This is a genomic window from Paenibacillus sp. FSL K6-1122 (assembly GCF_037977015.1).
Lineage (GTDB): Bacteria > Bacillota > Bacilli > Paenibacillales > Paenibacillaceae > Paenibacillus > Paenibacillus amylolyticus.
The window spans coordinates 4411803-4437782 of record NZ_CP150272.1; the positions used below are offsets into that span (position 1 = coordinate 4411803).

Annotated in this window: 18 protein-coding genes; all 18 read right to left on the minus strand. The window is 45.8% G+C overall.

The genetic code is table 11. The annotated features are described in order from the left end of the window. Positions 1-45 precede the first annotated feature (45 nt). Positions 46-1035: an ABC transporter permease gene (locus NSQ20_RS19795; RefSeq protein ID WP_036613298.1), complete on the minus strand. Its 990-nt coding sequence runs from the start codon at positions 1033-1035 to the stop codon at positions 46-48. Beyond that, a complete protein-coding gene (locus NSQ20_RS19800; RefSeq protein WP_036613296.1) occupies positions 1028-1993 on the minus strand; it encodes an ABC transporter ATP-binding protein in 966 nt (321 codons plus the stop codon). Before NSQ20_RS19800 ends, NSQ20_RS19795 begins: the two co-directional genes overlap by 8 nt. After that, positions 1994-2866 (minus strand): GDSL-type esterase/lipase family protein, encoded by an 873-nt coding sequence (locus NSQ20_RS19805; protein ID WP_305955651.1) that lies wholly within the window; start codon positions 2864-2866, stop codon positions 1994-1996. It abuts the gene before it with no gap. Positions 2867-3158: 292 nt separating this feature from the next. Then, a complete protein-coding gene (locus NSQ20_RS19810; protein WP_340030693.1) occupies positions 3159-3965 on the minus strand; it encodes a CAP domain-containing protein in 807 nt (268 codons plus the stop codon). Between the two features lie 260 nt (positions 3966-4225). Continuing rightward, positions 4226-4684, minus strand: coding sequence for a GNAT family N-acetyltransferase (locus NSQ20_RS19815; RefSeq protein WP_017687788.1), 459 nt, complete (start codon positions 4682-4684; stop codon positions 4226-4228). Further along, the gene (purT, locus tag NSQ20_RS19820) at positions 4674-5861 is read right to left on the minus strand and encodes a formate-dependent phosphoribosylglycinamide formyltransferase (RefSeq protein WP_047843517.1); all 1188 of its coding nucleotides are present in this window, start codon (positions 5859-5861) and stop codon (positions 4674-4676) included. The genes NSQ20_RS19815 and purT overlap by 11 nt, the downstream gene beginning before the upstream one ends. Before the next feature lie 252 nt (positions 5862-6113). Next, positions 6114-7136 (minus strand): NAD(P)/FAD-dependent oxidoreductase, encoded by a 1023-nt coding sequence (locus NSQ20_RS19825; RefSeq protein WP_340030695.1) that lies wholly within the window; start codon positions 7134-7136, stop codon positions 6114-6116. 62 nt (positions 7137-7198) lie between these two features. Then, positions 7199-8188 (minus strand): ABC transporter substrate-binding protein, encoded by a 990-nt coding sequence (locus tag NSQ20_RS19830; RefSeq protein WP_100527268.1) that lies wholly within the window; start codon positions 8186-8188, stop codon positions 7199-7201. 131 nt (positions 8189-8319) lie between these two features. After that, the gene (locus tag NSQ20_RS19835) at positions 8320-9960 is read right to left on the minus strand and encodes an AraC family transcriptional regulator (protein WP_340030697.1); all 1641 of its coding nucleotides are present in this window, start codon (positions 9958-9960) and stop codon (positions 8320-8322) included. A 210-nt stretch (positions 9961-10170) separates the two neighbouring features. Further along, positions 10171-12021: an ABC transporter ATP-binding protein gene (locus NSQ20_RS19840; RefSeq protein WP_036613270.1), complete on the minus strand. Its 1851-nt coding sequence runs from the start codon at positions 12019-12021 to the stop codon at positions 10171-10173. After that, positions 12018-13790 carry an ABC transporter ATP-binding protein gene (locus NSQ20_RS19845; RefSeq protein WP_036613268.1) on the minus strand — a complete coding sequence of 591 codons (1773 nt, stop codon included), beginning with the start codon at positions 13788-13790 and terminating at the stop codon, positions 12018-12020. Before NSQ20_RS19845 ends, NSQ20_RS19840 begins: the two co-directional genes overlap by 4 nt. A gap of 324 nt (positions 13791-14114) precedes the next feature. Continuing rightward, positions 14115-17801, minus strand: coding sequence for a dynamin family protein (locus tag NSQ20_RS19850; protein WP_340030698.1), 3687 nt, complete (start codon positions 17799-17801; stop codon positions 14115-14117). A gap of 308 nt (positions 17802-18109) precedes the next feature. Further along, a complete protein-coding gene (locus tag NSQ20_RS19855) occupies positions 18110-18382 on the minus strand; it encodes a hypothetical protein (RefSeq protein ID WP_017687779.1) in 273 nt (90 codons plus the stop codon). 23 nt (positions 18383-18405) lie between these two features. After that, positions 18406-19101: an endonuclease III gene (gene nth / locus NSQ20_RS19860; protein ID WP_338706416.1), complete on the minus strand. Its 696-nt coding sequence runs from the start codon at positions 19099-19101 to the stop codon at positions 18406-18408. Positions 19102-19264: 163 nt separating this feature from the next. After that, positions 19265-22003: an S-layer homology domain-containing protein gene (locus NSQ20_RS19865; protein WP_340030699.1), complete on the minus strand. Its 2739-nt coding sequence runs from the start codon at positions 22001-22003 to the stop codon at positions 19265-19267. Between the two features lie 72 nt (positions 22004-22075). Then, positions 22076-22753: a GerMN domain-containing protein gene (locus NSQ20_RS19870; RefSeq protein WP_340030701.1), complete on the minus strand. Its 678-nt coding sequence runs from the start codon at positions 22751-22753 to the stop codon at positions 22076-22078. A 35-nt stretch (positions 22754-22788) separates the two neighbouring features. Further along, entirely contained in the window at positions 22789-24198 is a 1410-nt protein-coding gene (locus tag NSQ20_RS19875) for an N-acetylmuramoyl-L-alanine amidase family protein (RefSeq protein WP_340030702.1), read from the minus strand. A gap of 258 nt (positions 24199-24456) precedes the next feature. Then, the gene (locus NSQ20_RS19880; protein WP_340017792.1) at positions 24457-25863 is read right to left on the minus strand and encodes an N-acetylmuramoyl-L-alanine amidase family protein; all 1407 of its coding nucleotides are present in this window, start codon (positions 25861-25863) and stop codon (positions 24457-24459) included. Positions 25864-25980 lie beyond the last annotated feature (117 nt).

The following is a 25980-nucleotide window of genomic DNA, read 5'->3' on the forward strand; positions in this document are numbered from 1 at the left end:
AAAATGCCTAAAATGCAAACAGATGTTTTCTTATCCTTGTCCATTTTAATTCAAGATATCCCGTTTCGTAAAGACAAGGAATGACACAATGAGTGAAGCAATGCCCCAAACACTAAGCACAATAAGGGAAAAACCTAAATTCATACCCTCGATTGGAGGTAACCCGCCAGACAAATAATTCGGAAGTTCGAGGTTAACCATGAACAAATACTTCGCGGTCTGCCAGGACGCTGCCATACTCGTCAAGATTGTTCCTGCAATCAAAGCGGCCATCATGATAACAATACTTGCAGCAGTACTGCGCACAAGCACAGATACCATAAATGCAAGCATAGCCACAATTACACTCACAAACCAGATCAGTCCTGCCTGCATGAGCATGTACAGCCACTGGTCTACAGCATGCACTGCCGACATATCGACATCTGTTCCCACAACTTTGAATCCTGTGAAGATTGGCATGTTGAAGCCTTTATAACCAAAGACCGCACCCGATATGACATAACATATAATGTAGGCTGATACCACTATGATCGAAACAAACATAATCAGCGTAATTAATTTACTCAAAAGCACTTTCCAGCGTCTAACCGGACGCGTTAAAAGCATTTTAATCGTACCTGTCGTACGTTCACCAGAAACAAGATCTGAAGCAATAGCCATGATTAACAGTGGAATAAACAATCCAACCGCGTTGTTCATGAACTCCCGCGTAAAGGTGACACCGCCCGGTTCTTTGGGATTGATGTCATTCTCAAGATAATACTGCATCTGCTGGATATATACTGTTCTATATTTTTTGTACTCTTCAGGTACCCGATCGCTACCGAGCGAATTTTGATTGTCTGTGATGGCCTGTTGCAGTTCAAGACGCCAATCGCCGCCAAACTTGTCGCGATTATTCTCCGCAGATTTCATCTGGGCATACGTAAACATCGGTACGAGGACCGCAAGTACAATAAATATAATATAAAGCCGTTTTTTCTTCACCATCTTAATCGTTTCATTGCGGATCAGCGGCATGATATTACTCAATGGATTCACCTTCTGTCATTTTTAAGAATAGTTGTTCAAGCGTAGGCTGAATCCGCTGTACCCCTTCAACCTGTATACCAGCTTGAACCATCTGTTGCACCATATCAGGAATTCGATCTTCGTGCATCTCGGCAACCACAGCGTTGGGACCAAGGCCCGCAACAATGGTATCATCCATCACATCCGCAGGTCGACCTACCAGAGCAATGCCTGCATCCTGCAACATTTTTTTGCCTTGCTCCAGTGGTGAAACATGCCATATAGCCAACTTCGAATGATCTTCAATCAGTTCGCTTACACCTCCAACAGCAAGCACACGCCCAGCACTGATAATGGCTACTCTGTCACAGAGAAGCTGGATCTCACTTAACAAGTGACTGCTGACAAATACAGCCATACCTTCGCTGGCAAGTTGCTTAATAAAGACACGAAGTTCCTTAATCCCTTTTGGATCAAGACCATTTGTCGGTTCATCCAGAATAAGCAGACGCGGTCGTCCAAGCAGCGCTTGTGCAATACCGAGCCGTTGACGCATACCCAATGAGTACGTTCTGACTTTATCGTGAATCCGCTGATCCAGACGCACAATATCTACAACTTCCTGAATTCGTTCATTGTCCACACCTGGTTGCATGCGAGCGAAATGCTCCAGGTTCTCCCACCCTGTCAGATATGTATATACCTCCGGATTTTCAACAATGGAGCCTACATACTTCAAAGCACGCTCAGGGTCCCGATTCACATCATAACCACAGACTTTAATTTTTCCTTCTGTTGGTTTGATCAGATCGACCAGCATCCGTATCGTCGTTGTTTTGCCGGCACCGTTGGGACCGAGAAATCCGAAGATTTCACCAGGTTTTACGTCAAATGTAACGTCCTTAATGATCCATTTGCGTCCGATCCGCTTTTTCAGATTCTGTACGGATAGGACGGAATCATACTGCTGCTCTGCCATTTAATTTCCGCTCCCTTCTGCCGGTGTATCTGCCTGGAATTCCTGTGCAATCCGAACTGCAATTTGCTCATAACCTTGTCCGTTGGGATGGAAATGATCTGACGAGAGATACTCCCCCAGATGATTTTCAAACAAATCGAATGTAGGGACTAATGTCATCTTGTCCTCATTGTTCAAAATAGCCAGTGCAGCATCGTTCCATGCAGCTACCACTGCATTACCTGGCTTCTCCAGTTCCTTCACATCGCCAAATGGATTGTACAACCCTATGTACGCAATCTGCGCATCGGGATTAATTTCTTTGACTTTCTTCAATATCTCTTGAAGGCGCTTCGACGTTTCCGGCAAAGCCGCTGCCAGCTGCTCTGCTGTTGGCGGATCTTCCCCCTGTAGAACTTGTCCTCCCTGGAACAAATCATTTGCGCCGATCGAGAGCAAGATAAAATTGGATTGTTGTAAGACGTAACGTACGCCTTGCTCATCGAGTTTTTCCAATAAAGCATCTGTTCTCAAACCGTTTACACCCAGATTATTAAGTACCTGAACGTCATATCCTTTATCTTTAAGCAGATTCCCTGCACGTCTCACAAAACCGAGTCCTTCATCATCGCCCGTGCCTCTTGCCAGAGAATCACCGATGACGGCCATCCGAATCTTGCCATCTTCCACGACAGCCGGTTCCCCCTCGATATCCTTAGATGGAGCAGTTGCCTCCTGGCCTGTAGTTAATGCGGAATCTCCCTCGGGGAAAATCACGTCTTTTATGGCGTAACCAAATCCAAATAACAACAACAAAGTTGCCAAGATGGATACTGTACTGACAGTTCTCCAGATCCATGGTGCTGAATCCAGGCTTTTTTTCTTTTTCATCATCACATCTCCGCTCATGTACACCAGTCCGGGTGCTTTATAATTTATAATGACTTTACATTAAGGCGTGTCTGAAAATCCGCTTACTTCGGAGTTTTCAGACACGCCCTGATGATGCTATTCCTAAATAACATAAATGTTCTGTCGTTAATTTGCAAACTTTGGCGCTGCATTCGCAGAATTCATTTTTTATATGTCATTTTACGGAAAAAAGGTTATGCCACACACAGATTTGAACTGTGTACTGGCATAACCTTGTGGTAAAGAAATTCATACTTTCTTCATTATAAATCGATTACTTACCGATAAACTCTTGTGCCCAGTATCCGTTGTAGAAACCTACACCGATATGTGTAAAGTTTTTGCTCAAGATATTAGCGCGGTGACCTTCACTATTCATCCAAGCTGTAACCACTTCCTGTGGTGTTTTTTGTCCTTGGGCAATGTTCTCACCTGCATAGCTGTAAGTTACTCCGAATTGTTTCATCATATCAAACGGAGAACCATACGTAGGTGACTGGTGATCAAAATAGTTATTGTTACTCATATCTTTTACTTTAGCAACAGCTACTTTGTCCAGAAGTGCATCTGAAGTCAGAGCGTTCAGACCTGCTTTAGCACGCTCAGCGTTCACAAGTTTTACAACTTGAGTAGCAAAGTCAGATTGTGTGCTTTCGCCACCATTATTACTTGTATTGTTACCTGTGTTACCCGTGTTTGAAGGATCTTTAGCCAGTGTAGTTTCCGGTTTTTCTTCTTGAACTGGTTGTGTTGGTTTAGTCGGTTGCTCAGGCTTAGTTGTAGGTTCAGCAGGTTTTGTTGTTGGTTGAGTTGGTTTTGTTGTCGGCTCAGCAGGTTTCGTCGTTTGATCAGGTTGCGTAGCAGGTTTCTCTACAATTTGCCCCTCGGATACGGTGTATCCATTTTGTTTGAGCCATTTCTCAATGTAAGCTTTCAAGCTGTCTGTGCTTGTAATTTTGTACGTTGTGATAGTCTTATATGTTGAATCTGCAGCAGACGCGGAAGCAGGAAGCATTACCCCTACGGCCAGTACGGCTGTCAGACTACTCGTTACGACAGTTTTCATCCATTTCTTTTTCAAATTCATTCATCTCCTTAAGATTAGTTATTACAACTTTGTAATTAATACTCTAGCAGTATATCAATTCGACAGGAGATTGTGAACCTATAAAATATGGAAAAGTAACTTTTTTGTCATTTTTTAGCCATAAAAAAAAAGACATTCGGACTAAAAATGCTAGTCGAATGTCGCTTCACCATCTATTTATCATTCACCACACCAGATTGTGCAGATCAGGATATCATGAGAATTTCCATGCAATAGAAGAAACTTTATTTGTACTATAGAAGAACTTTACTGAACCGATAACCTCTCTTCTGAAAACCAATGTGCTCATAAAAAGAGTACGTTGTTGAAGTCACTTCACGGTTTGCACCCGTGACAAACAGTTGTTTACCACCTTGCTGTCTGCCCCAATCTTCGGCACGAGCCATCAGACGACGGCCAATCCCACCACCACGATGTTCTTGACCTACAATCAGGGAAGTAATTTGTGCGGCAGGTTCTGGATAGGCATGACTTTGCACACATTGCAAGCCAATCACACCAATAATTTGTTCATCCACTTCGGCAACAAGCATGCATGCGTTTGGATTGGTTTCCAAACATTCAATACGTTCTTTCATGACATTGGTTGTTGTCGGATAGCTGACCTCTCGCATCAGTCCCGTTACCGCTTCAGCATCTCGTAGTTCACACTCTCGGATCATCAGTACAGGGGCCTCAACATTATTGGACATGATTTACCTCCACTTTCAGCATATTAGCGGCTTGCACCGCTGTTTTACGAGCTTCTTCCACATCTTGACCAGCACTTAAAGCTACAGCCATTCGGCGTCCTACTTTGGTCTCAGGTTTGCCAAATACACGAATCTGAGTACGAGGAAGAGCCAGTGCTTCTTCAATCCCGCCTACAGTAAAGTCAGATGTTTCATCATTAGCCTTCAGCGTTGCTGAAGCTCCCGGTGTCAACAGATGTACACCTGTGACCGGAAAACCAAGAATTGCACGTACATGCAGCGCAAACTCGGAACTGTCTTGCGTCACCATTGTAACCATACCTGTGTCATGTGGACGAGGAGATACCTCGCTGAACACAACACCATCCGATGTGAGGAACAATTCCACTCCAAACAGTCCATACCCGCCAAGTTCATCCGTGACGGATTTGGCAATATGACAAGCTTGCTGCCATTGCTCAGGAGTCATTGCATGAGGCTGCCAGGATTCGACATAATCCCCATCCTTCTGAATATGACCAATCGGAGGACAAAATACGGTGCCTGATACAGACCTAACGGTAAGTAATGTAATCTCACTGTCAAATTGCACAAAGCTCTCCACAATAACACGAACGGATTTGCCACGAGCCCCCGAAAGAGCAATGTTCCAGCAATCCTCCACGTCGCCCGGTGTTCGGCATACACTCTGCCCTTTGCCGGAAGAACTCATTAATGGTTTAATGACACAAGGTGTGCCAAGCTCACGTACGGCTTCCTGAAGTTGTTCCAGGTTATCCGCAAAAAGGTAATCAGCTGTCGGAAGTTTCAATTGTTCGGCTGCAAGCCGACGGATGCCTTCGCGATCCATCGTTAGACGTGCAGCTCGGGCAGTAGGTACTACACAAAATCCCTCTTCCTCAAGCTCCAGTAAAGCTTCTGTTGCAATAGCTTCAATCTCAGGTACGATGTAATGAGGTTTTTCTTTACGGATCAATTGTTTCAAAGCTTCGGCATCCAGCATGTCGATGCAGTAAGACCGGTGCGCGACCTGCATTGCAGGTGCGTTCTCATAACGATCAACAGCGATCGTCTCTACTCCCAGTCGTTGGGCCTCAATAACGACCTCTTTTCCCAATTCTCCACTGCCTAGTAGCAGCATTTTTTTGGCTTGAGCCGTAAAAGGAGCACCCCACATGTTCTTTCCAATCCTCCCAAAGAGAAATCTTCTATATCTGTCTCTCTATTTTCGGGGTTTTGGTTAAAGATTGCAAGAGTGCTCCCTATTTTTCTTGTGAATTTTACAAGATTTTTTGTGTTTTTTCGATCAAATTTTACAATTACTGCTCACAGATTCGATACTCCTTCCATTCCTCCCAAAATTAAGGAAATGTTAAAAGAGCAGACTTAAATACTCCAACGAATCGAAATACGCAAACAAATCCCAAGTTTAAAGACTTGGGATTTGTTTGTTTTTCTCTCTGAAAATTTCATTATGGGAGGAGACGTACGCCATCATGGGAGCATCTGGAGTCAAGTATTTTTTCGCACTATTTACAGCTAAAATCGCATCGTTGAAAGCTCCGGCAATAAGTCTGACTTTGCTATCGTGAGTTGCACAATCCCCTGCAGCAAAAACACCCGGCAGACTCGTCTGTGCATGGTGACTCATTAGAACCATTCCATCGTCCATTTCTAAGCCACAACTGGCAAGATCACTTAAATTGCTTTTATATCCATGACTAACTACGACTTCATCCACATCTAACAATACATTTTCCTGACTCTCCATATGCGTAATTACAACCTGATGGATACGTTCACCATGATTATGAAGCCGTGTGATGCTATATGGTGTTCTGACATCCGTTACATTGTTCATCTCGCTAACATTGCGTTCCATTGCACGAAACTCATTTTTTCGGTGGACGACCACTACGCTCCGTGCAAGTTGAGCAAGTTCAATTGCCCAATCTACTGCACTGTTGCCTCCTCCTGAAATGAGCACACGCTTCCCGGAAAAATGTTCTGGATTTTGCACGGTGTAATGAAGATTTTCATACTCACATTGAATCGGCTCCTGAAGCTCCAATTTCTGAATTTCTGCGATACCGCGGCCCACTGCAACAATGATTGTACGCGTATAGTGTATGTCGCCTTCAGCAGTATACAGAGCCAAAATCTCGTTGTCCAGTCGAGCGAACCGATCTACTTTGCAATTCAATTCAACCGTTGGATTAAAGGTATTCGCCTGCTGAACCAGATACTCAATCAACTTTGAACACTTCATTGGTGGCAGGCCACCCACATCCCAAATAGTTTTTTCGGAATAGGTATGCAGAAAACCACCAAGTTGGTCTTTGCCGTCAATGATCTTAACTCTCATATCACGCATCCCGGCATAAAAGGCCGCATATAATCCCGCCGGTCCGCCTCCGACGATGGTTACATCATAGATATCTTCTTCATTCATTTTAAACACACCTTGTTAATTTAGTTATGAATTCGAGATACATGTAACTTTACCCGTTTGCTTTATTTGTTTTTTGCTTCAAAAGCAGCAACAATATCATCAATGACATATTCATCGGCAAGTGGAGACATTCCCAGATTGAACCATTCCTTGCCACCCACCATATAGACGTGGTCCTGCTTGACTGCTTTCAGATTTTTCCATAACGATGAAGATAACATATCTTCAAATTTCTTTTTAATTTCCGGATTAGTCTCATCATCCAGCTGAACGATCAGATGATCTGCGTCGTATTCAGGCAGTACTTCCAAGGATACGGACATGGCAGTTTGATCTTTCGGGAAATTAGGAAGTGGATTCATTCCCAATCGTTTATGGACAAAGTTTCCTCGGTCAAGGTTCTCCCCATGAAGTACGATTTCTTTTTCCATCACTCTAATGTAGAGAACAGTCTCCTCACCAATCAGCTTATCCAATTTGGCAGCAGCTACCTTCTCCTTATCCACCAAATCCTGAATCACCTTTTCTGCCTGTTCTTCTTTGTCCAGAATTTTGGCCATATCCCGCAGTTCATCGCGCCAATCATCACGCTGTGGCAAAAGTACGGTAGGTGCAATCAGAGTAAGCTGATCATAGTCCTTTTTGGACCACCAGTCAGGGGCGATAATTAAATCCGGATCTGCCTCCATGAGGGCTTCAAAGTTAGGCGTTCTTCCTATTCCCATTTTCATCGTGTTTGCGAATGGCTCTTGCAAGTAAGAAGGAAAATCCTCATGGTAGTTCTGTACAGCAATGGGTACGATGCCAAGTGAATATAAAAATTCTGGATATACAACGGACAAACCAACTATTTTTTGTGGGTTCGCCGGAATTTCAACTTCTCCCATTTCCGTAGTCACTTTTTTTACCTGACTTGTTTCTGTTGTTGAAGAATTGGCGGTACCCTCTTCTTGACCCTCGCTCGAGGATGCTTCGTTGCCTGCTGCACCGCAAGCCGAAATAATGAGCACCAACATCATGGTGCATAGTACCGTTAACCATCTGAATCTCATTCTTTATGTACCCCCTATATGGCATTTAGTTATGACAACGTCTAATTAATAATAATTATCATTATCATTTGATATAGGAGTAAGTATATTAAAATATGTTCAGGTATGATATTGACTATTCAGACTTTTTGCTATGGACGATCTTGCCATAACTTTAATATTTCATCCAACATAAGCTCATGGGTAAACGCAGTGTAGTCCAGCAGGACGCTCGACAAAAGCATATCCATTCTGCCATTCTGTACCGCTAACAACGCAAGCCATTCTTCAGACTTACGCACAGCAGACCATGTCTGCCTGGATGTCTCATCATCACCCACAATCAATAATATTCTTTCCACGTTGAGAACAGACAACTCCCTAATGGTTACTGTGCCCCGTTCCCAATAAGTCTCAACTCCTTCGGGACCCTCCATTTGCATATCAACGTAAAAAACGGAAGCAATGCTCCTTGGGCCTAACATCTGCAACGCTTCACCATAAACTTTGAGTACAACTAATCTGTCTTTTCGTATGAAATCCTCAAGCTGGTCCTTTATGGTCGTTGCCTTCTCTTCATATCTTTGAAGCCATACCTCTGCAATATCAGACCTGTCCAAAAAGCTTGCAACATATCTCAAATGCTCTCTCCAATCTCCTTTTTCCCACGGGAGGTCACACACAGGAGCAGTGGAATGAAGCTGTCTTTGCAAATCCTCAGACTCCGTCCCAACAGTAATAATATAATCAGGTTTAACTAATCGAAGCTGTTCCAGCCAGGTGGTCTCACTCTCTGCGAGTGGCATAACTTTGTCCGTTTCATATTTACGTCGGTAATAGTATGTCCATGGATGACTTGCCGGCGCGGCACAGGGAATGATCTGCAATGCAAGCAGTATACCAATGCTCACAGAATGAACTGCAGCAATTTTTTGTTTGCTATTACGTATAAACGCTGCTGGTGGAATGCCAGAGATTTGCTTGAATTTACGCCGGAAATACGTCTCATCCTGATAACCCACGTACGATGCCACATCCTTGAGTCGATAACTGTGATCATTTCTCATTAAGATCTGGGCTTGTTTAATTCGGTATAGCGTTAGATAGTCCACTGGACTGTAACCATACCTTTTCTTGAATAAACGCATGAAATGTCGAGGGCTCATTCGTGCCACATTTGCTAATTCCTCAATGGTTAATCTCTTCGAATAATTCTGCTCCATGTAACCTTTGACATGTTCAATTGGTGAAGCCAGGTCCGTCTTTTCGGTAAAGGCCACGTCGTAAAACATGGTATACAACAGTTCCTGAAAACGAATCTGACCATAGTACCTTTGCAAACCATCCTTCTTCAACGTGTGGTGGTAAATCATCTGACAGATCACGCCAACAGCAACGGGTGAAGATGAGCTGACCTCGCCATTTACTTCATTACGTAAAAGTTGCTTCATCATTTCAAGGGCTGTTCCACCCTCCTGCTCCAGTGCGTACATGACATCAAAACTCATGTGATACACGCCTCTTTCATCCAACGAATGCACATTTGCCTCAACCAGTTGCCCCGGGAAGCCTACATACAGTCCGCCCGCCTTCAATTCGATGAAACTGCCATCTATCTTTAACCACCCTTGCCCACTGGCTACAAATAATAACATGTATGTTTCAATGAAGTGTTTCCTCAGAAGCCACTCCGTCGCAGGATCACTTGTATAATTCACGTGAAGGAGCCTAAAATTCATATGATCCAGGTGATCCAAATGCTTTGAATTTATTTCGTTGTTGTCCATCTGCATTGATCTCCCTCCAGCCATGAACGATTGTATTGATTTCATTCTTCAAAAATATAACATACCACACTAACGAATAAAAAAAACACTCCGGCTATCCTCTAACCTGTCTTCAATGAATAAGATGCACTTATTATTGAAGGATCAAGCTAAAAAACACCAGAGTGTTATAAGTTCCTATGTGTTCAGACGCTTCACAGGCGTCCGAAGGTTTCATCACAAAAATCTGTATTGAGCTTCTATTAATCCATTGTAGACGCCTTGTTTTTGGATAAGCTGCTCATGGTTACCCTCTTCTTTAATTTCACCATGATCCAGGACGATAATGTTATCTGCATTCCGTATGGTTGAGAGACGGTGAGCGACCATAAAGGACGTTCTTCCCTGCAACAGCACCTTCAACGCTTCCTGGATTTTAAGCTCTGTCTCCGTATCAATACTGGCTGTAGCTTCATCCAGAATCAGTATGCGTGGATCAGCAAGCAACGCACGGGCAAAGGATAACAGTTGTCGCTGTCCCATGGATAATACGTTCCCGCGTTCCTCTACTTCGGTATCGTATCCGCCAGGCAGCTTCATGATGAACTCATGTGCATTGACTGCTTTGGCTGCATCCTCCACCTCTTCATTCGTTGCGTCCAGTCGTCCAAATCGAATATTGTCACGAATCGTACCCGAGAAGATGAAGGTATCCTGTAATACAATGCTGATCTGGCTGCGTAAACTCTCTACCGTTACATCCCGCACATCCTGTCCGTCAATGGTGAGACGTCCGCCGGATATATCATAGAAACGACTGATCAGATTGATGATCGTACTTTTACCTGAGCCCGTATGACCAACAAGTGCAATCGATTGTCCCGCAGCCGCTGAGAAGCTGATCCCTTTCAGCGCCTGTCTGCCCTTCTCGTATTCGAACACCACATTTTCGAATGCGATATCTCCTTTAATAGAAGGAAGTGGCTTGGCACCTGGTTTATCCGCAATACTTGGTTTTTCATCCATGAATTCGAAGATACGCTCCGATGATGCCATTGCAACCAGCAACTGATTGTACATCTGTCCCAGACGGTTGATTGGGTCCCAGAAGTTGCCGACATAGTTGGCAAAAGCGACAAGTAATCCCACGGTCAACTGACCTTCCTGAATCAGGTAAGCACCAAACCAGAAAAGGATTAACGTACCGAATCCGCCGGTAATCTCAATCAGCGGTCCAAAGCCCTGGTTCATCGCTGATGCTCTATCCCATGACTTTTTGCTGGACAGGTTCATGTTGTCAAAATATTTCATGTTCTCTTTTTCCTGTGTGTAAGCCTGAGTCACTCGAATCCCCTGAATGGATTCATTCAAGTGGGAGTTTATCCGAGAGTTCTTCATGCGCACATCCTGCCAAGCCCGACGGATCAGCACCCGCAGTTTGGTCGAGATGATAAACATGATTGGCACCGTAATGATCACGGCAAGACCCAGTTTCCAGTTAATCAACAGCAAGATCACAATGATCCCGAGCAACTGTACGCAGTCGATCATGACGTTAACTGCACCGTTAGTGAATAGATCCTGAAGGGAGTTAATATCATTCGTAACACGTACCAGTACGGAACCTGCCGGTCTTTTGTCAAAGAAGTTAAAGGACAGCTTCTGGATATGCTTGAACAGATCCGAGCGAAGGTCATAAATAACACGCTGTCCGATAATGTTTGTCAATTTGATCCGGTACGTATTGGCTGCCCATTGAATGAGATACAACACAAAAATGGAGCCAGCGATAAGATAAAGCATGGTCATACTTGGCAACCCCGTTGCCGGTGCAATGGCACGGTCAATCGCCAGACTGATCAGAAAAGGTACGGATAATTTTGTAATGGTGCCCAAAATCATCATTAGAATAACGAGTGGTAACAGTTGTTTCGCATAAGGTTTCATGTATGCAAATAAACGTCCAAATTCTTTCCAGTTAAACGGTTTTTCAATAATTTCATCATCCTGATACACAAATCGTTCATTCAGTTTCTTCTCAGAGGCCACTTTTGCCTCGCGCCTGTCTGCTATCGTTTCGGCACTCATGAATTCACCTGCTCCCCAGCCTCCCGCTTACCGCGGGCAATATAATCTGCATATTGAATTTTATAAACATCCTGGTATGGTCCAGGCACTTCAATGAGTTCGGTATGTTTGCCACGTTGTACCACGCGACCTTCATCGAGCACCAGAATCTCATCTGCATGTCGTAGTGAAGATATCCGGTGTGCAATAATAAAAGTCGTTCTGCCGCGCATAACTTCCTGGAAACCGGACTGAATCTCGTGTTCCGTCTCCATGTCCACGGCGCTTGTTGCATCATCAAGTACCAGAATTTTCGGATTTTTCAGCAAAGCCCTTGCAATCGCAATCCGCTGTTTCTGTCCACCCGATAAACCCATACCGCGCTCACCAACCACCGTGTCATATCCGTCCGGGAACTCCATAATGAAGTCATGAGCCTTGGCCAGCTTGGCTGCACGGATGATCTCATCCATGGTGACGTTCTTAAGTCCGTAGGAAATATTATTGCGAATGCTGGATGAGAACAGGAATGTTTCCTGGAAAACAGAAGCGATCTGACTCCGCAAACTGCGGATACCTATGTCTTTGATGTTTTTGCCATCCAGCTTGATCGTTCCCGAGTTGACGTTATAGGCACGCATCAGAAGCTGAATGATGGTCGATTTACCTGACCCTGTTCCCCCGAGGAAACCGATTACAGAACCGGGTGCAGCGTCAAAATTAATATCGGTTACTGCTGGCATTTTGTTGCCGTAAGCAAAGGTAACGGATTCAAATGTCACATGGCCGTTCACTTGGTCTGCCTCCACAATGACCGGATCTTGCGTTTCTTCCACGTCCACTGGCGTATTGAGCAGTTCGAGCACCCGTTCACCTGAAGCTTTGGATTGCGTATAGTTGTTGATATGGAACCCAAGGTTCCACATTGGACCGATTATGTACCAGATCAAACTGAAAAAGGCAACGAGTTCACCGAGTGTCAGCGTCTTCTGTATAACCATTCTTCCACCGATCACCAGCAACAGCACGATACTCACCGAAGCAAGAATCTCCATGATCGGAAAATAGCGACTCCACAATGTTGCGGCATGAATCTGATTTGTTTTGTAACGCTCATTACGTATGGAGAATTTCTCCACTTCATAAGGCTCACGTGCAAAGGATTTTACCGTACGTACGCCAGTGATATTCTCCTGTACCGCTGTTGTCAGTGAACTGAGTGCCAGCCGCATCTCCTGAAACGCAGGGTGAATTTTGGATTCGAATCTCAGCGCAACGAAGGCAAGTAATGGGATGCATATGAGCGTGAACAGCGTAAGCTGCCAACTCATGGTCATCATCATGATTGCGCCGAATACGACCATGAAAACCATGTTAAGAATCTGGGCGAAACCAAATCCGATAAAGTTACGGATGGCTTCCAAATCTCCCGTGAGGCGGGACATCAGATCACCTGTCTTGGCCGTATCATAATAACGGAAGGATAAAAATTGAAGCTTTTCGTAACATGCATTACGAAGTCTGTACGCCAGGAAGTTACCCAAGCGTCCTCCAAAAAAGCCATGTAAAAACTGCATTCCCGCTTTTAAAATAACTACACCTAACACAGTCAAGGCAATTATGGGAACGTCTTCAAAAGTTCGCGGAACAATGATGTCATCAATCAGTATCCTCAGCATGTACGGATACACCAACCCAAGTGCGGTCGCTAAGGCGAGGAACAAGATTGATACAAATAAATACGTTCGCTTTTCCCAAAAAAAGGTTTGCAGTTGCCTAAGAACATCCATGTTTCTCCTCCTCTTATGTCGTTCAAAAATACTATGAACATTTATGAAGTTTATCACCGTACCCCATTCGCGGCAAAGCGAATAACAGACCATATTCTGCCTGCTTTCAGCTTATTGACGCATTAACGAAGGTAAATGCCCACCTTTCAATCAAATGTTTGAATATTCTCTTTATTTCAGGTTGTTCGTACCAAAAAAAGGCTCCCTATATGCCTTTTCGGCAGGGGCCCTTTTGGGTTGATTTTCGCAACATTTTCAATGTGTTGCTGTATCATTCATTTTGTTTTACAAAGACTTCCAGAGAATACGCGTTATGCCGTGATTTTAACTGCGTTCAATCTGTTCCAGTTGGTTAGACAAGCTGGTCCATTGCTCCGCCGGAATTCCGCTCTCCAGTGTGTCTTGAATTCCACTTACCGCCTCGTCCAGACGCTCTTCCAACTGACGAGATTGGTGTTGCAAAGATTGAAGAAGCTGGTTGTCATAAAACTGAATCAGCTTGTCTTGTGCAGCAGGAAGAACTTCAATGATCATCTGTTTGAGGACAGGATCCAGTGCCTCCTGTAACCGCTGACGTCCATCCCCTTCGAAGAACTGTTTCGGATTGCGGAAATAATTCAAATAGCTTTTCCATCCGGACGGTTCTTCCAGACGAACTTCTTCAAGCACAGGTGTACTCCAGCGTTCGTTCAGTGGCAGTGACACATCCACGCCTCCAGATAACTGTCTCACCTCGTCTATACAATCCGTAACTTGCTTCATCAGCCAGGTCTGACCTGCCTGTTCAAGTCTGAGGGTGGTAGCAAGCAGTTCCTGCTCCAGTTCAATGGCAATCATACGTAACAGTTCTCGTCCACAGGCTGCAAAAGCCATCTTCAGATTGCCTCGATCCTCCCGAAGTACGGATGGATGGAATGCTTCTGCCATGAATAGACCAAGGCGATAAGCAAGTCGCTGCCGCACATGGAAGAGCAATTCTGCTGTTTCCTGTGACAATTCTTCCTTCATGGATCTTGCTGCAAGTTGCTGTATGCGCTGGCGCGATTGTCCCTGGATCCTCTCCAGTTCATCCCGCCGTTGCTGCAATACTTCCTCCCCCTGAGCCGCATCTTCCGCACGCTTCTTCAGCCGCTGAATGACACGTGCCATCTCTTCGGAAGCTCCACCTACAGCAAGATCGGCTAATTCTCTGCCTGCAAATTGGTTGAACTCTTCCTCAAAACGGATAAAACCGGATTGCTCAAGCAACTTCGAATCACCTGCCATCTTGCCTTCCATCGCCAGTATGCTGGATACCGGGAAGAGTCGTGGTGCCCGAATTCCATTACTGCGCAGTTGGGTGCTCACATGATCGAGAACCTGCTCCAGTTCTTCCTCAGAGGAAGACAAGTCACTGGCATTCACAACAAAGAACATCTGATCCATGGCAGAACTATCCTTAACACGTCCCAACTGATTCAGGAACTGGCGATCTCCTTGGGAGAACGCATGGTTGTAATACGTTACAAAAATGAGTGCATCCGCATTCTTCATATAATTGAAGGTTACACCCGTATGACGAGCATTCACGGAGTCCGCTCCTGGTGTGTCCACCAATACAATGCCTTGTTCAGTCACATCGCAACTGTAATAGAGATCGATACTGTCTACAAAACAGGACTTTTTCTCGTTTGCGACAAAGTTACGATAACCGTCCAGATCCACCAGCACATCCTGACCTAACTGGTCCGCTGTTTCTTCCCAGCCGGATGCTGCCGCCTGTAAAAAGCTATAGTGCGGGCGCCCAGCGGGGTGTACATCCTGTGGTGAGAGGGAGCGTACTCGCTTCTGCCACTCCGCTCCAGGCTCACCCAGTCCGAGCAATCGGAAGGAATAGCCGAGATCTTCCTGGAAGGCGTCCCGGGTCTTCATGCGGACCCGGGCTGTTCCATGCTCCGCGCCCCCGGCAGGAGCCATGATTCGGTTAATCGCCGCTGTTGTTGGATGCGGCGAGACGGGTAGTACAGCTTCGCCCAGCAACGCGTTGGCGAAGGAGGATTTGCCGGCGCTGAATGCTCCGAACAGCGCCAATGTGAACGTGCCGCCCGCAAGCGAAGCCGCGCGTGCACGCAGATCCCGTACCGCCGACCCCATGGCGGGGTACGGCTCTACCAGCGCAGCAGCGGCTTCAAGCCGTGCCGCTGCTGCGTCCAGGCGTCGGCGTCGTTCAGCGCCAGCCGACGACGATGGCCCAGGCACCGCCGCCGCGACTGCGCGCTGCGCTGGCGGTGCCTCTGGCGTCTGTGGCTGCGCAGCCACAGACGTTGACGTGCCCGCATGCGAACCGGGGGCTTCGCCCGGTTCAGGCACCGCGGGCACGTGCGGGCCCTTCACCTCCGGCAATAGTCCGGAGGGGAGGGGGCCCGCATCGGGCAGCAGGCTGCGCAGCCCTGCTGCCTCTGCGGCGGCGCTGCGCTGGAGCGCCGTGTAGCGCGCCGCCGCCGCGGATTGCGCCAGCAGCGCTGCGCGGCTGGTGTCCAGCGCCTGGAGCGCGGCTTCGCCTCGCGCGCCCAGCGCCTCTAGCATGCGGTCGGCCAGCATCATGGCCGACCTGTGATAGCGGGCCTCAATCTCGCCCCGCACATCTTTACTGAACTGAATCACATACTCTGGAGATACCTCTGCACTCGCACTGCGTTTCATCTCCAGCAGTGCCTCATCTACAGCAGGCAGTTCCGTATTGAGCGACTGCTCCCACTCCGCTCCCCATAGCTGATGGGATTCACCCAGCTGTCTAAGCATTGTACGAATATGTACCTCAACTTGTCCGGAAGCCTGATCCTGCAATAACCGCACCAGCTCAGAAGCACGGCGTTGTTTCTCCTGCTCGGTTTTGCCACCTGAGAACAATAAGCCTACCCTGAAACCTGGTTTGCGGCTCTCCAAATAGGCGGCAGCCGACGCACGAATATCCGCAGGAGTAAGATTTGCATTCGCCAGAAGAGGTTCCAGCTCTGCCCGGAATTTCTCACGCACTCGCGAAGGCCCGGTACGAATGTCTGCTGCTTGTTGATCAAGAAGCTCCAGCTCTCGTTCCAAGCGTTCAATTCCTTCCTTGCCACCAATCTCATCCAGCAGGGAATTCTCTTCGTCTTCACTTTTCTCGGCTTCTCTCGTCAAGTGTTGCTCCGTTACATGACTGGCCGAACTTGCCAAACTGTGCGTAATTAACGCTTCCTTCTCTTGCATCATGTGTCCAATGAGTTCCGGAAGCACATCCCACTGGTTATAGCGATGCTGCTTGTCGCGGAGGGAAGTAAACAACAGTCCGTCATATCTAACTTCCCAGGCCGCAAATATAGCTTCGACACCTTCGGTATATTGGTCAAAAGAGAGCTCACGCTCCCGATGCTTGTCGATCTGGTTCACGATCAAAAACAACGGTTTGCCCCAATCCGACAGACTCTTGGCAAATGAAAGGTTGGTCTCGGACTGGACATGGTTATAGTCCATGACATAGAACACCACATCCGCCAGATGGAGCGCTGAATGGGTTGCGAGACTATGTCCGCGATCTGTTGAATCCACACCTGGTGTATCCAGCAGGACAGCATCATCTTTCAGCAGAGGAATATCATCCCATACCTCAATTGAGCTATAAGCTCCACCATTTTTGCAATACGCCTCCAATTCCTCTGGAGAAACTTCAAGTGTTCCTGCTCCATTGTCAGCGCTTACGTTTGGAGTAGTATAAATAAGCGCTCTTGGCTTACCATTACGAATGGATACCACATTTGCACTTGTTGGAACGGGACTTGAAGGCAGCACCCGCTTACCGCATAAACTGTTGATGAGACTCGATTTGCCTGCAGAGAAATGACCACAGAACGCAATCGTCAGATGTTTCATTTCCGCCTTGCTGATTAAATCCGTTATAGCCTGTACAGCCGTATGGTCCCCTGTCTGCTCCATCGCTTCACGCAGCGGAAGCAGAGGTTTGGCCATTTCTTTTGGGTAATCTGTTCTGGACATGACTGGCCTTCCCCCTGGCTCCTCTAATTTGACATCCGTTTCGACGTCTATCTCTTTTACAACATTTATTTTAACATTATCAAGTTTGAATTTGAACGGTTGGAATTGAATATACATAAATGGACGTATAAGTTCTATAATCTAAAAAAAATAAAACCGAACAAGTCGGTTTTATCTGTAATACGTTTTATACTCGGTATTTAGCAAATGCTTACGCCAAGTGTCTGTTGCATGAATGCGATGTGATCACCTTAACCACAACGATCCTCATGACATTAATACAACAGAAACAATAGTGTAATCACTTCTTATGAAACTGCGTTCTCCATGGAAGGTAGCAAGATTTCAAATACTTGTCCATGTTGCAGAATTGTAATGTCTCTGCCTTTGTCTCTCATAACAACAACTTCGGGTTTAACGGACATACGCTCCAGATAATGTTCAGGCACGTCGCCAGAGTGGCTTACTGTGATACCTTCTACTTCTTTTTCTTCATTTTCAGCCATTTCCTGTTCAACGATTTGTTCAAAGATATCGGAGAAGGCCTCAAAATTGTCAGTGTACACGGAAATGCATTTCATGATTATTCATCCTTTTCTGCTCATTAATTTATTTTTCGTTTTCGGGTGGTGACACGTTCCTTATCTTTCCTGATTTGGGACGTTTTCATACGTTTTTTCCCTTCCCTGCATATGTCCAGCAATGGACAGATATGACACGCAGGGTTCTGTGCCTTGCAATGGTAGCGTCCAAAAAATATAAACCGGTGGTGAGTTAAAGTCCACTCGTCCCGGGGTACGCGCTTCATTAGTTTCTTTTCGACTTCAAGTACGGAGTCATCCCAACCTGCAAGCGCCAGCCGCTTGGATACACGTTCAACATGAGTATCTACCGCAATTGCCGGTACTCCAAACGCATTGGAAACAACTACATTCGCGGTTTTCCGCCCGACACCTGGTAGCGTCACAAGCTGATCATGTTCCTGCGGTACATCACCGCCATACTGCTCTATTAAAATTCGGCACATGTTCTGAATATGCTTGGCCTTGTTCCGGTACAAACCGATTCGCCGAATATCCTGTTCCAACTCTTCGAGAGGAACTGTCAGATAATCTGCTGGGCTTCTGTACTTCTGGAACAGATCTGCGGTTACCTTGTTCACCGTTTCATCGGTGCACTGGGCAGACAAAAGGACAGCTACCGTCAATTCAAATGCATTGCTGTGATTTAATTCGCAATGTGCATCAGGAAACATTGCTTCCATAGTTTCGAGTATATGTCTAACCGTCGCTGCATTCATGAAGAGCTACCTCCCACAAAATGACTCCACTCTGCGGAGCCTTACTTCGAAGCTTCATCCGAGTACTTTGCGGGGACCTCAAAAAGCTTGCAAAAAAAACGTCTTGATGCGGGAAAGATCCCGTATCAAGACGGTCATTCTTTTGATCCTCGAAAAGAAACGATTACTGTTTTTGAATCTCCAGAATAACATTGTTCAGGAGATACAATACAATATTATCATTATCTCTGAGAGATTGCACGCTTAAAGTATTGTCACCCTGGTGAACAAATACACTTGATCCGAGTGCAAAACGATAGTTTGTGTCTGCTGTCGTTTCCCGTTTAACCAAAATCTGGTTACCAACGCCATCATAAGACCAGAATTGTTTGCTCATGACAGTTAGTACTCTGAAGCGTGTGGAATTATCCGTATCTTTTGTCATTTCCACACGATCTCCGACCGTAAGACTTGTCAATGAAGTTAATGTGGAGCCAGATTTTACGACTTTAACAGAACCGCTAACAGGCACGGTTTCAGTCTGGCCGTTAAACTGTTTGAGCGTTACAGATGAAGCATCCACCGCTGTAACTTCAGCCAGCGTACGCTTCACGACTTGAACCGCTTTTGGCGTAGCTCCTTCAAACGTTACATTGATCAGGTTGCCTGCTGTCAGTTGTGAAGGCGTGATCGTCTGACCACTCTCTCCTGTCAGTACCGCTTGATCCACGTAGAACTGACTTGTCAACAGATCGGATTTTACTCGAATACGACTATTTGCTTCCAAGGCAACCACTTCGAATTGAGCCACAGTGTTCAGTGCAACCTTCTGCACTACATCCTGATTTGCTCCAAGCGTTACGGTCACTTTGTCACCAATCTTCAAATCTCCCAGACTTGCGCCCGATTTGTTATAGATCTCAACCGTAGGTGCTGTAGTATAAGGCACTGTAATCGTCTGATTACCAGACAACACACTGATTTTCTTGCCAGAAGTATCAATGTTGCTGATCGTACCTTCATACTTGTAAATCACTTTAACGGACAACGCACGTGTTCCCACATATGTCAGATCCAATTTGCGGCCATCATTTAAGAATGACTCCAGACCAGCCAGTGTAGGTTTGGTCGTATTGTAATCTAGTTTGGTTTTCTCATCCAATGTAAATACAAACGGTTTTTTGTTGTTGTCCAACACGGTAAGTACCTTTGTTTTGCTGTTGTAAGATACAACCGTTACTCCGTTCATAGGTTCCATTTGACGTCCAATCACCTGAATACGCGTTACCTGGTCGTCAGAGTTCAATGTCAACTCCACCTGATCCCCGTTCGTTGCATCTGTGATGAGATCATTTAGCGTCGCATCCTGAATACCATTAATAATAACTTCCGGCTTTTCAGTCAGCAGTTTCGCCTCAAGGGAACCCCCTTCACGTTTGAACGTTAACGTGGACTGGTTGCCACCGATCTCAACCAATGTTCCGCGCACAGATTGCTCCACACCTTGAGACAATGTGATAGTTTGCAAAACACTGTCCTTTACGGTGTATTTAACGGCACTGCCGGCTTTGAGATCAGCCACTGACATGATACGGTTTTGATATGTGATAAGCAGATTGTCATTGTACGCAAACTGTTCTGTAGCACCCGCTGCATTGACAAGTTTGATCGTTTTGCCAGAAGTGGATACTTCAGCAATTACGCCATTGTCACTCTTGTTAACAATGCCGGATTTTACACGTATAGCAACTGTTTTTTTGTCAGTCGAGAACGTCTCACGCAGTACTTCGATGATGCTATCTGCCGTAATATCGGACAGTTTGATTGCATTACCATTCTGATCGATGAATGCAGTTGCCTCATCATAACTGTACGTTTCGTAATTCTCGCCCACAAAGATACCAATTTTATTACCAGACAATGAACGTGCAAATGTACCTTCAACACTTTCCACCTGCGGTGTAGCATCAACAACTTCTACATAGGAAGCCCCACCTGCCGAACCTACAACCATAACTTTTGTATACAGCTTCACATCTGTGGCGGAAGCACGAGTTTCACTGTCTTTCGTAAAGTAAGGCGTACTGCTGTTCACTGCGAAGTTAACGGCTTTGCCGTCCACAACCAGCGTGATCTGCCCATCTTTCAATCCTGTCACATAACCCGTGGATGTGTTCGGGTACGTTGTATCCGTTAACGATTCACCACGACTGAAGAAGGTAGCCAGTTGAGCACGGGTTACGGAACCAGTTGGATTGAATTTGTTGCCTTCCACACCTTTGGCCAGATCCAGGCTAACAGCCAGATTGACATAACCTTTACCACTTTCGGAAATACTTGCATTATCAGTAAATCCGGTAGATTGATTGTTTTGTGCCTTCGCTTCAGCATCCTTGTCCAATGAACGGATTAACAATTTCGTAATCCATTCCCGTGAAGCCGGTTTTTGACCCCAGGAGGTCTTGGATACATCCACCGTTGATTCTTCCGTTTTGTCAATCAGTCCCAGTTGAAGTGCCAGCGCGACATATGGCTTGAAATAATTTCCCACTTCCATGTTTGTCGGTAATGCCGCAGCCGTGTCGGTATTCAACTGGCCCTCTTGATTCATAAAACGGATTGCCATCGTTACAGCTTCTTGCTGTGTTACCGCGTCTCCTGGACGGAACAGGCCGTTGTTACCGAGAAGAATACCTTGATATGCCAGTTTGTACACATGTTTTTCAGCCCAGTATCCGACCTTGATGTCACTGAACAAACCAGTTGGTGCAGCCGTATTTGTTATTGCAGCAGTCTGACCCTGCCCCGTTTCTGTTGATTCTGCTGCCATGGCAGCTCCGCCGGCGCTAAGGGCCATCATGCCTGCAAGCACGGCTGATACTACTTTTTTAGAGTGTGATGTATGGTTATATTTAAAAGTCACCTATGATTCCCCTCTCTCATGTAAAACGACCCATATTCCGTGGATTCACGGTACAACAGCATGCTGTACAGCCTATTCGGATCTTGTCATTGGATGTTCAAGATCCACATGGCCCATCAGACTCTCCGTCTGCTGACCATCCACCAGTAAATCAAGTGATTTTACTTCATCAAACTGGAAGAACGTTTGTTTTAGAGCATCCAGCGCATAAGACTCTCCACCTGCTCCAAGACGTGCCGTATCTGGCATATGAATATCCAGCGTAAGAGCTCCATCCTTGAACTGAACAGACTTCAATTCAATTTCTTTAGACCACAGCGGAACAAGTTTAGCGTCTTTGCTCTGTTGCAGTGATTCAAAGGCAGCTTTATATTTGGCATCATCCGATGCGTATGAAATCTCTGCCGAAGCTTTGTGCAACTCCAGTTCTTCTTCATCCGTATAGAATACAGTGATCGTTTTCTTGTCATTACTTTCGGAAGTTGCAGGCTTCTCCGTAGACGTTTCGCTTGGCGGAGTAGTTGTAGTCGCTTCCTCCGAACTGCCTTCCGTCGATTCTGTAGGCGTTGTATTCTCTTCAGGCTCAGCAGTTACCGGTTCGGTAATTGTTTCGCCTTCAACCTCGGTCACATTGTTTTCAGTTCCTGCGCCTTGCGTCTGATTCGGAGCAGCTGTTGGCTTGCTTCCACATCCAGCAGCAACTGCCATAACCGTTACCAGCAAGGCTGCAATCCATATTTTCTTGTTCATTCTAACTCCGCCTCCTCAACATAAGGGCTTGTCCCTTATTTAATTCCCAGATACTCCTTGATTCCTGCAACAATCCCTTTGGCAACACTGTTCTGGAAACTCTCAGTGAACAGGGCTGCTTCGTCGCTCTTATTGCTAAGGAATCCACCTTCCAGCAGAACTGCTGGCATTGTCGTTTCACGGGTCACATGGAGACTTGCCGTTTTCACTCCACGATCTTTCAGTCCGGAAGACTGTAAAAGATACTTGTGCATCACTGTAGCAAGTGCTTTGCTGTTGGAGCGTGTATAGAATGTCTCTACACCGTTCGCAGCAGCAGGGCCACTGTTAGCATGAATGGAGATGAAAATATCCGCTTTTATGTCTTGTGCAATCTTCACACGTTCTTTTAATGCCAAAAATGTATCATCGCTGCGCGTTAACACAACGTCAATTTTGGATTCTTTTTTCAACAAGGCTTCCACTTTCAGAGCCATTGCCAGATTGAAGTCTTTTTCACGTTTACCAGTTACACCGATTGCCCCAGGATCCTGATCTCCGTGACCTGCATCGATAACGACAACTTTTTTGCCATTATTACCAACTGGAGGAGCAGGTGTACCACTTTGATTGTCGAGGTTAATCATAACCAGTCCGGAATCATTTTGCACACTGTACCCTTTTGAACTGGACAGATCGATTACAAAACGAATTGTAGATGGACTGTTGCTGTATAACGAGTAACGAATCTTAGACACATCCGGATAGCCGCTAACGACGAGTTGTCCATTCTGGTTGCTGTCTAAAGCCTGTCCTTCACTGAACGAATCAGCAAATGCGGTATTCGGCAAGTCTATAACGATTCGATCTGGTCCTGTCATCGTGAAGACGTTCGGCTTCGTACTTCCGCTTGTTGCAATCATGAAGCGGTTGTCGCTGAAGCTGATGCCGTTCACCAGTACAAGACCTTCTTGATCCGTTCCTCCGCCTTCATTGCCAGAGTTCGGAGGTGTGGTTGTCCCGTTTCCGGAACCTGAATTCTGGGTAACTAATGTTACCGTCTTCGTGGTATTGTTCCAACCCACCTTAAGACCCATTTCCTCACCAATAAATCGGAGAGGTACGAGCGTAGTACCATTTTTCACGAGTGGCGGGGCATCCAAGTTTACGTTACTGCCGTTCACCGTTGCCGTCTTCTGTCCAACAATCATCTGCATGGCAGTGTTGTCTTTGCTGATAGTCACCGTTTGCGTTTGCTGCTTCCACTCCACGCTATATCCAAGATTTTCGGACACAACCCGGATCGGAACCATCACCTTGCTGTTGATAATTTCCGCTTTTGTATCCGATGGCTGTACGATTTCTTTACCGTCTAGGATAATTTTCGTGTCTGTTGCTGCGTGACTATAGCCCGGGAATACGAGCCCAAAGACAAATAACAGTACCAAAAAACCGAACTTCTTCATCCTTCACCCCTACCATTCTCATATTTTTTTGCCGCATGTTGTCATTTTCCAACTCCGACTGACCGCTTGGGCATTACCAGACACCTATTAGACGCCCCTCGCTCTCAAAAGTTGCGAATATATTCCAACATAACAGAAAAAAAACGTTGTCAGATCAAGCTTTTTTTACATTTTAATGTCTTCTTTTTTCCTTATTTATCAAATATACATCTCTAAACAACGTAATACCCTAACCTTCATATTTGCGCACAATTCAATTTACAGTCCCAAAAATTCAACAATTCCGTCCACAATCGCCTGTGCACATTTGTCCTGGTATTCTTCCGTGAGCATGACTGCTTCATCTGTAGGGTTACTTAAAAAACCAAGTTCAAGTAACACAGCAGGCATGGTTGTTTCACGCGTCACATGCAGACTAGCCGTTTTAACCCCACGATCCTTGAGTCCTGTTACCGGTAACACATATTTGTGAAGAGTGTCAGCCAAAGTTTTGCTTTCTTTACGACTGTAGAGCGTTTCAATGCCGTTTGGTACCGGTGTAGTGAATTTGTTTCCATGAATGGATACAAAAACATCTGCCTGATTCAATTCAGCAATATCCACACGCTGTTTGAGCGAAAGTTCTGTATCATCCTGGCGTGTAATGACCGTTTGAATATTTGGGTATTTTTGAAGGGTTTCCTGTACCTTCAGTCCTACAGCCAGATTGAAATCCTTCTCATAAGCTCCTGACAAACTCACTGCACCCGATTGACGACCACCATGTCCCGGATCAATGACCACAATCGTTTTGCCATCATTGGTAGGTAATGCCGGTTGGCTTGTCGGTTCTCCACTCGTGGCTGTCAGGTCAACGAGCAAGACATTGTTATCTCCAACAGACCATTTGGCTGTAGCCGTCTGATTCATATCCAGAACGACACGCACGGTAGAAGGCGATTTACTGAACATGGCATACCGAACTTTGGAAACTATGGATGAATCCGTAACGAGAATCTGTCCACTCCCATCCGGGTTAGAGGCTTGTCCCTGAATGAATTCCTCAGAAAATGTCGCTGAAGGCAGATCAACAATAATTCGGTCTGGCCCACCAATACTGGATACTTTGGGGCTAATATTACCGTTTGTTGCTACAATCAAGCGATCTCCGCTGAAGCTGATGCCTTGAAGCTCTGTCAAACCATCCGGGACAGGTGCCTCGACGGGGTCACTGTCACCTTCCGTTTCAACTACGGGAGGAATACTAAATAGGCTTACTGTCTTGGTTCCATTGTCCCAGCCAACACGCAGACCCATGCCTTCCCCAACAAAGCGTAACGGAACAAGCGTAGTTCCCTGTTTGATCAGTGGGGGCGAATCCAAGTTCACCACGTTTCCATTCACTGTAGCTGCATCTTTGCCAGCCGTCATTTGAATCATGCTGTTTCCTTTTTGAACCTGGACTGACTGAGTTTCCTTCTCCCACTTCACCTTATAGCCCAGGTTCTCGGAAACAATTCGAATTGGAACCATGACCGTTTTCCCGATATTCTCTGCAGGTGCACCCGTCTGCTGGTTAATGGTTACACCGTCGAGTACAATCGAGGGAGTGGTGTCTGCATGGGCCATGACTGGGAATAAACATAGGAACAGAAGAAAAACGACTGCTGCCGACCATTTTTTCATACCTCATCCACCATTCTTTTTGTCTTTTGAACATCCGACCTGATTCTCTGCAGCGTAACATCAATGACAATATGTAACCTTCCATAATCTACTAATCAGTTTATCAGATATTGTCTG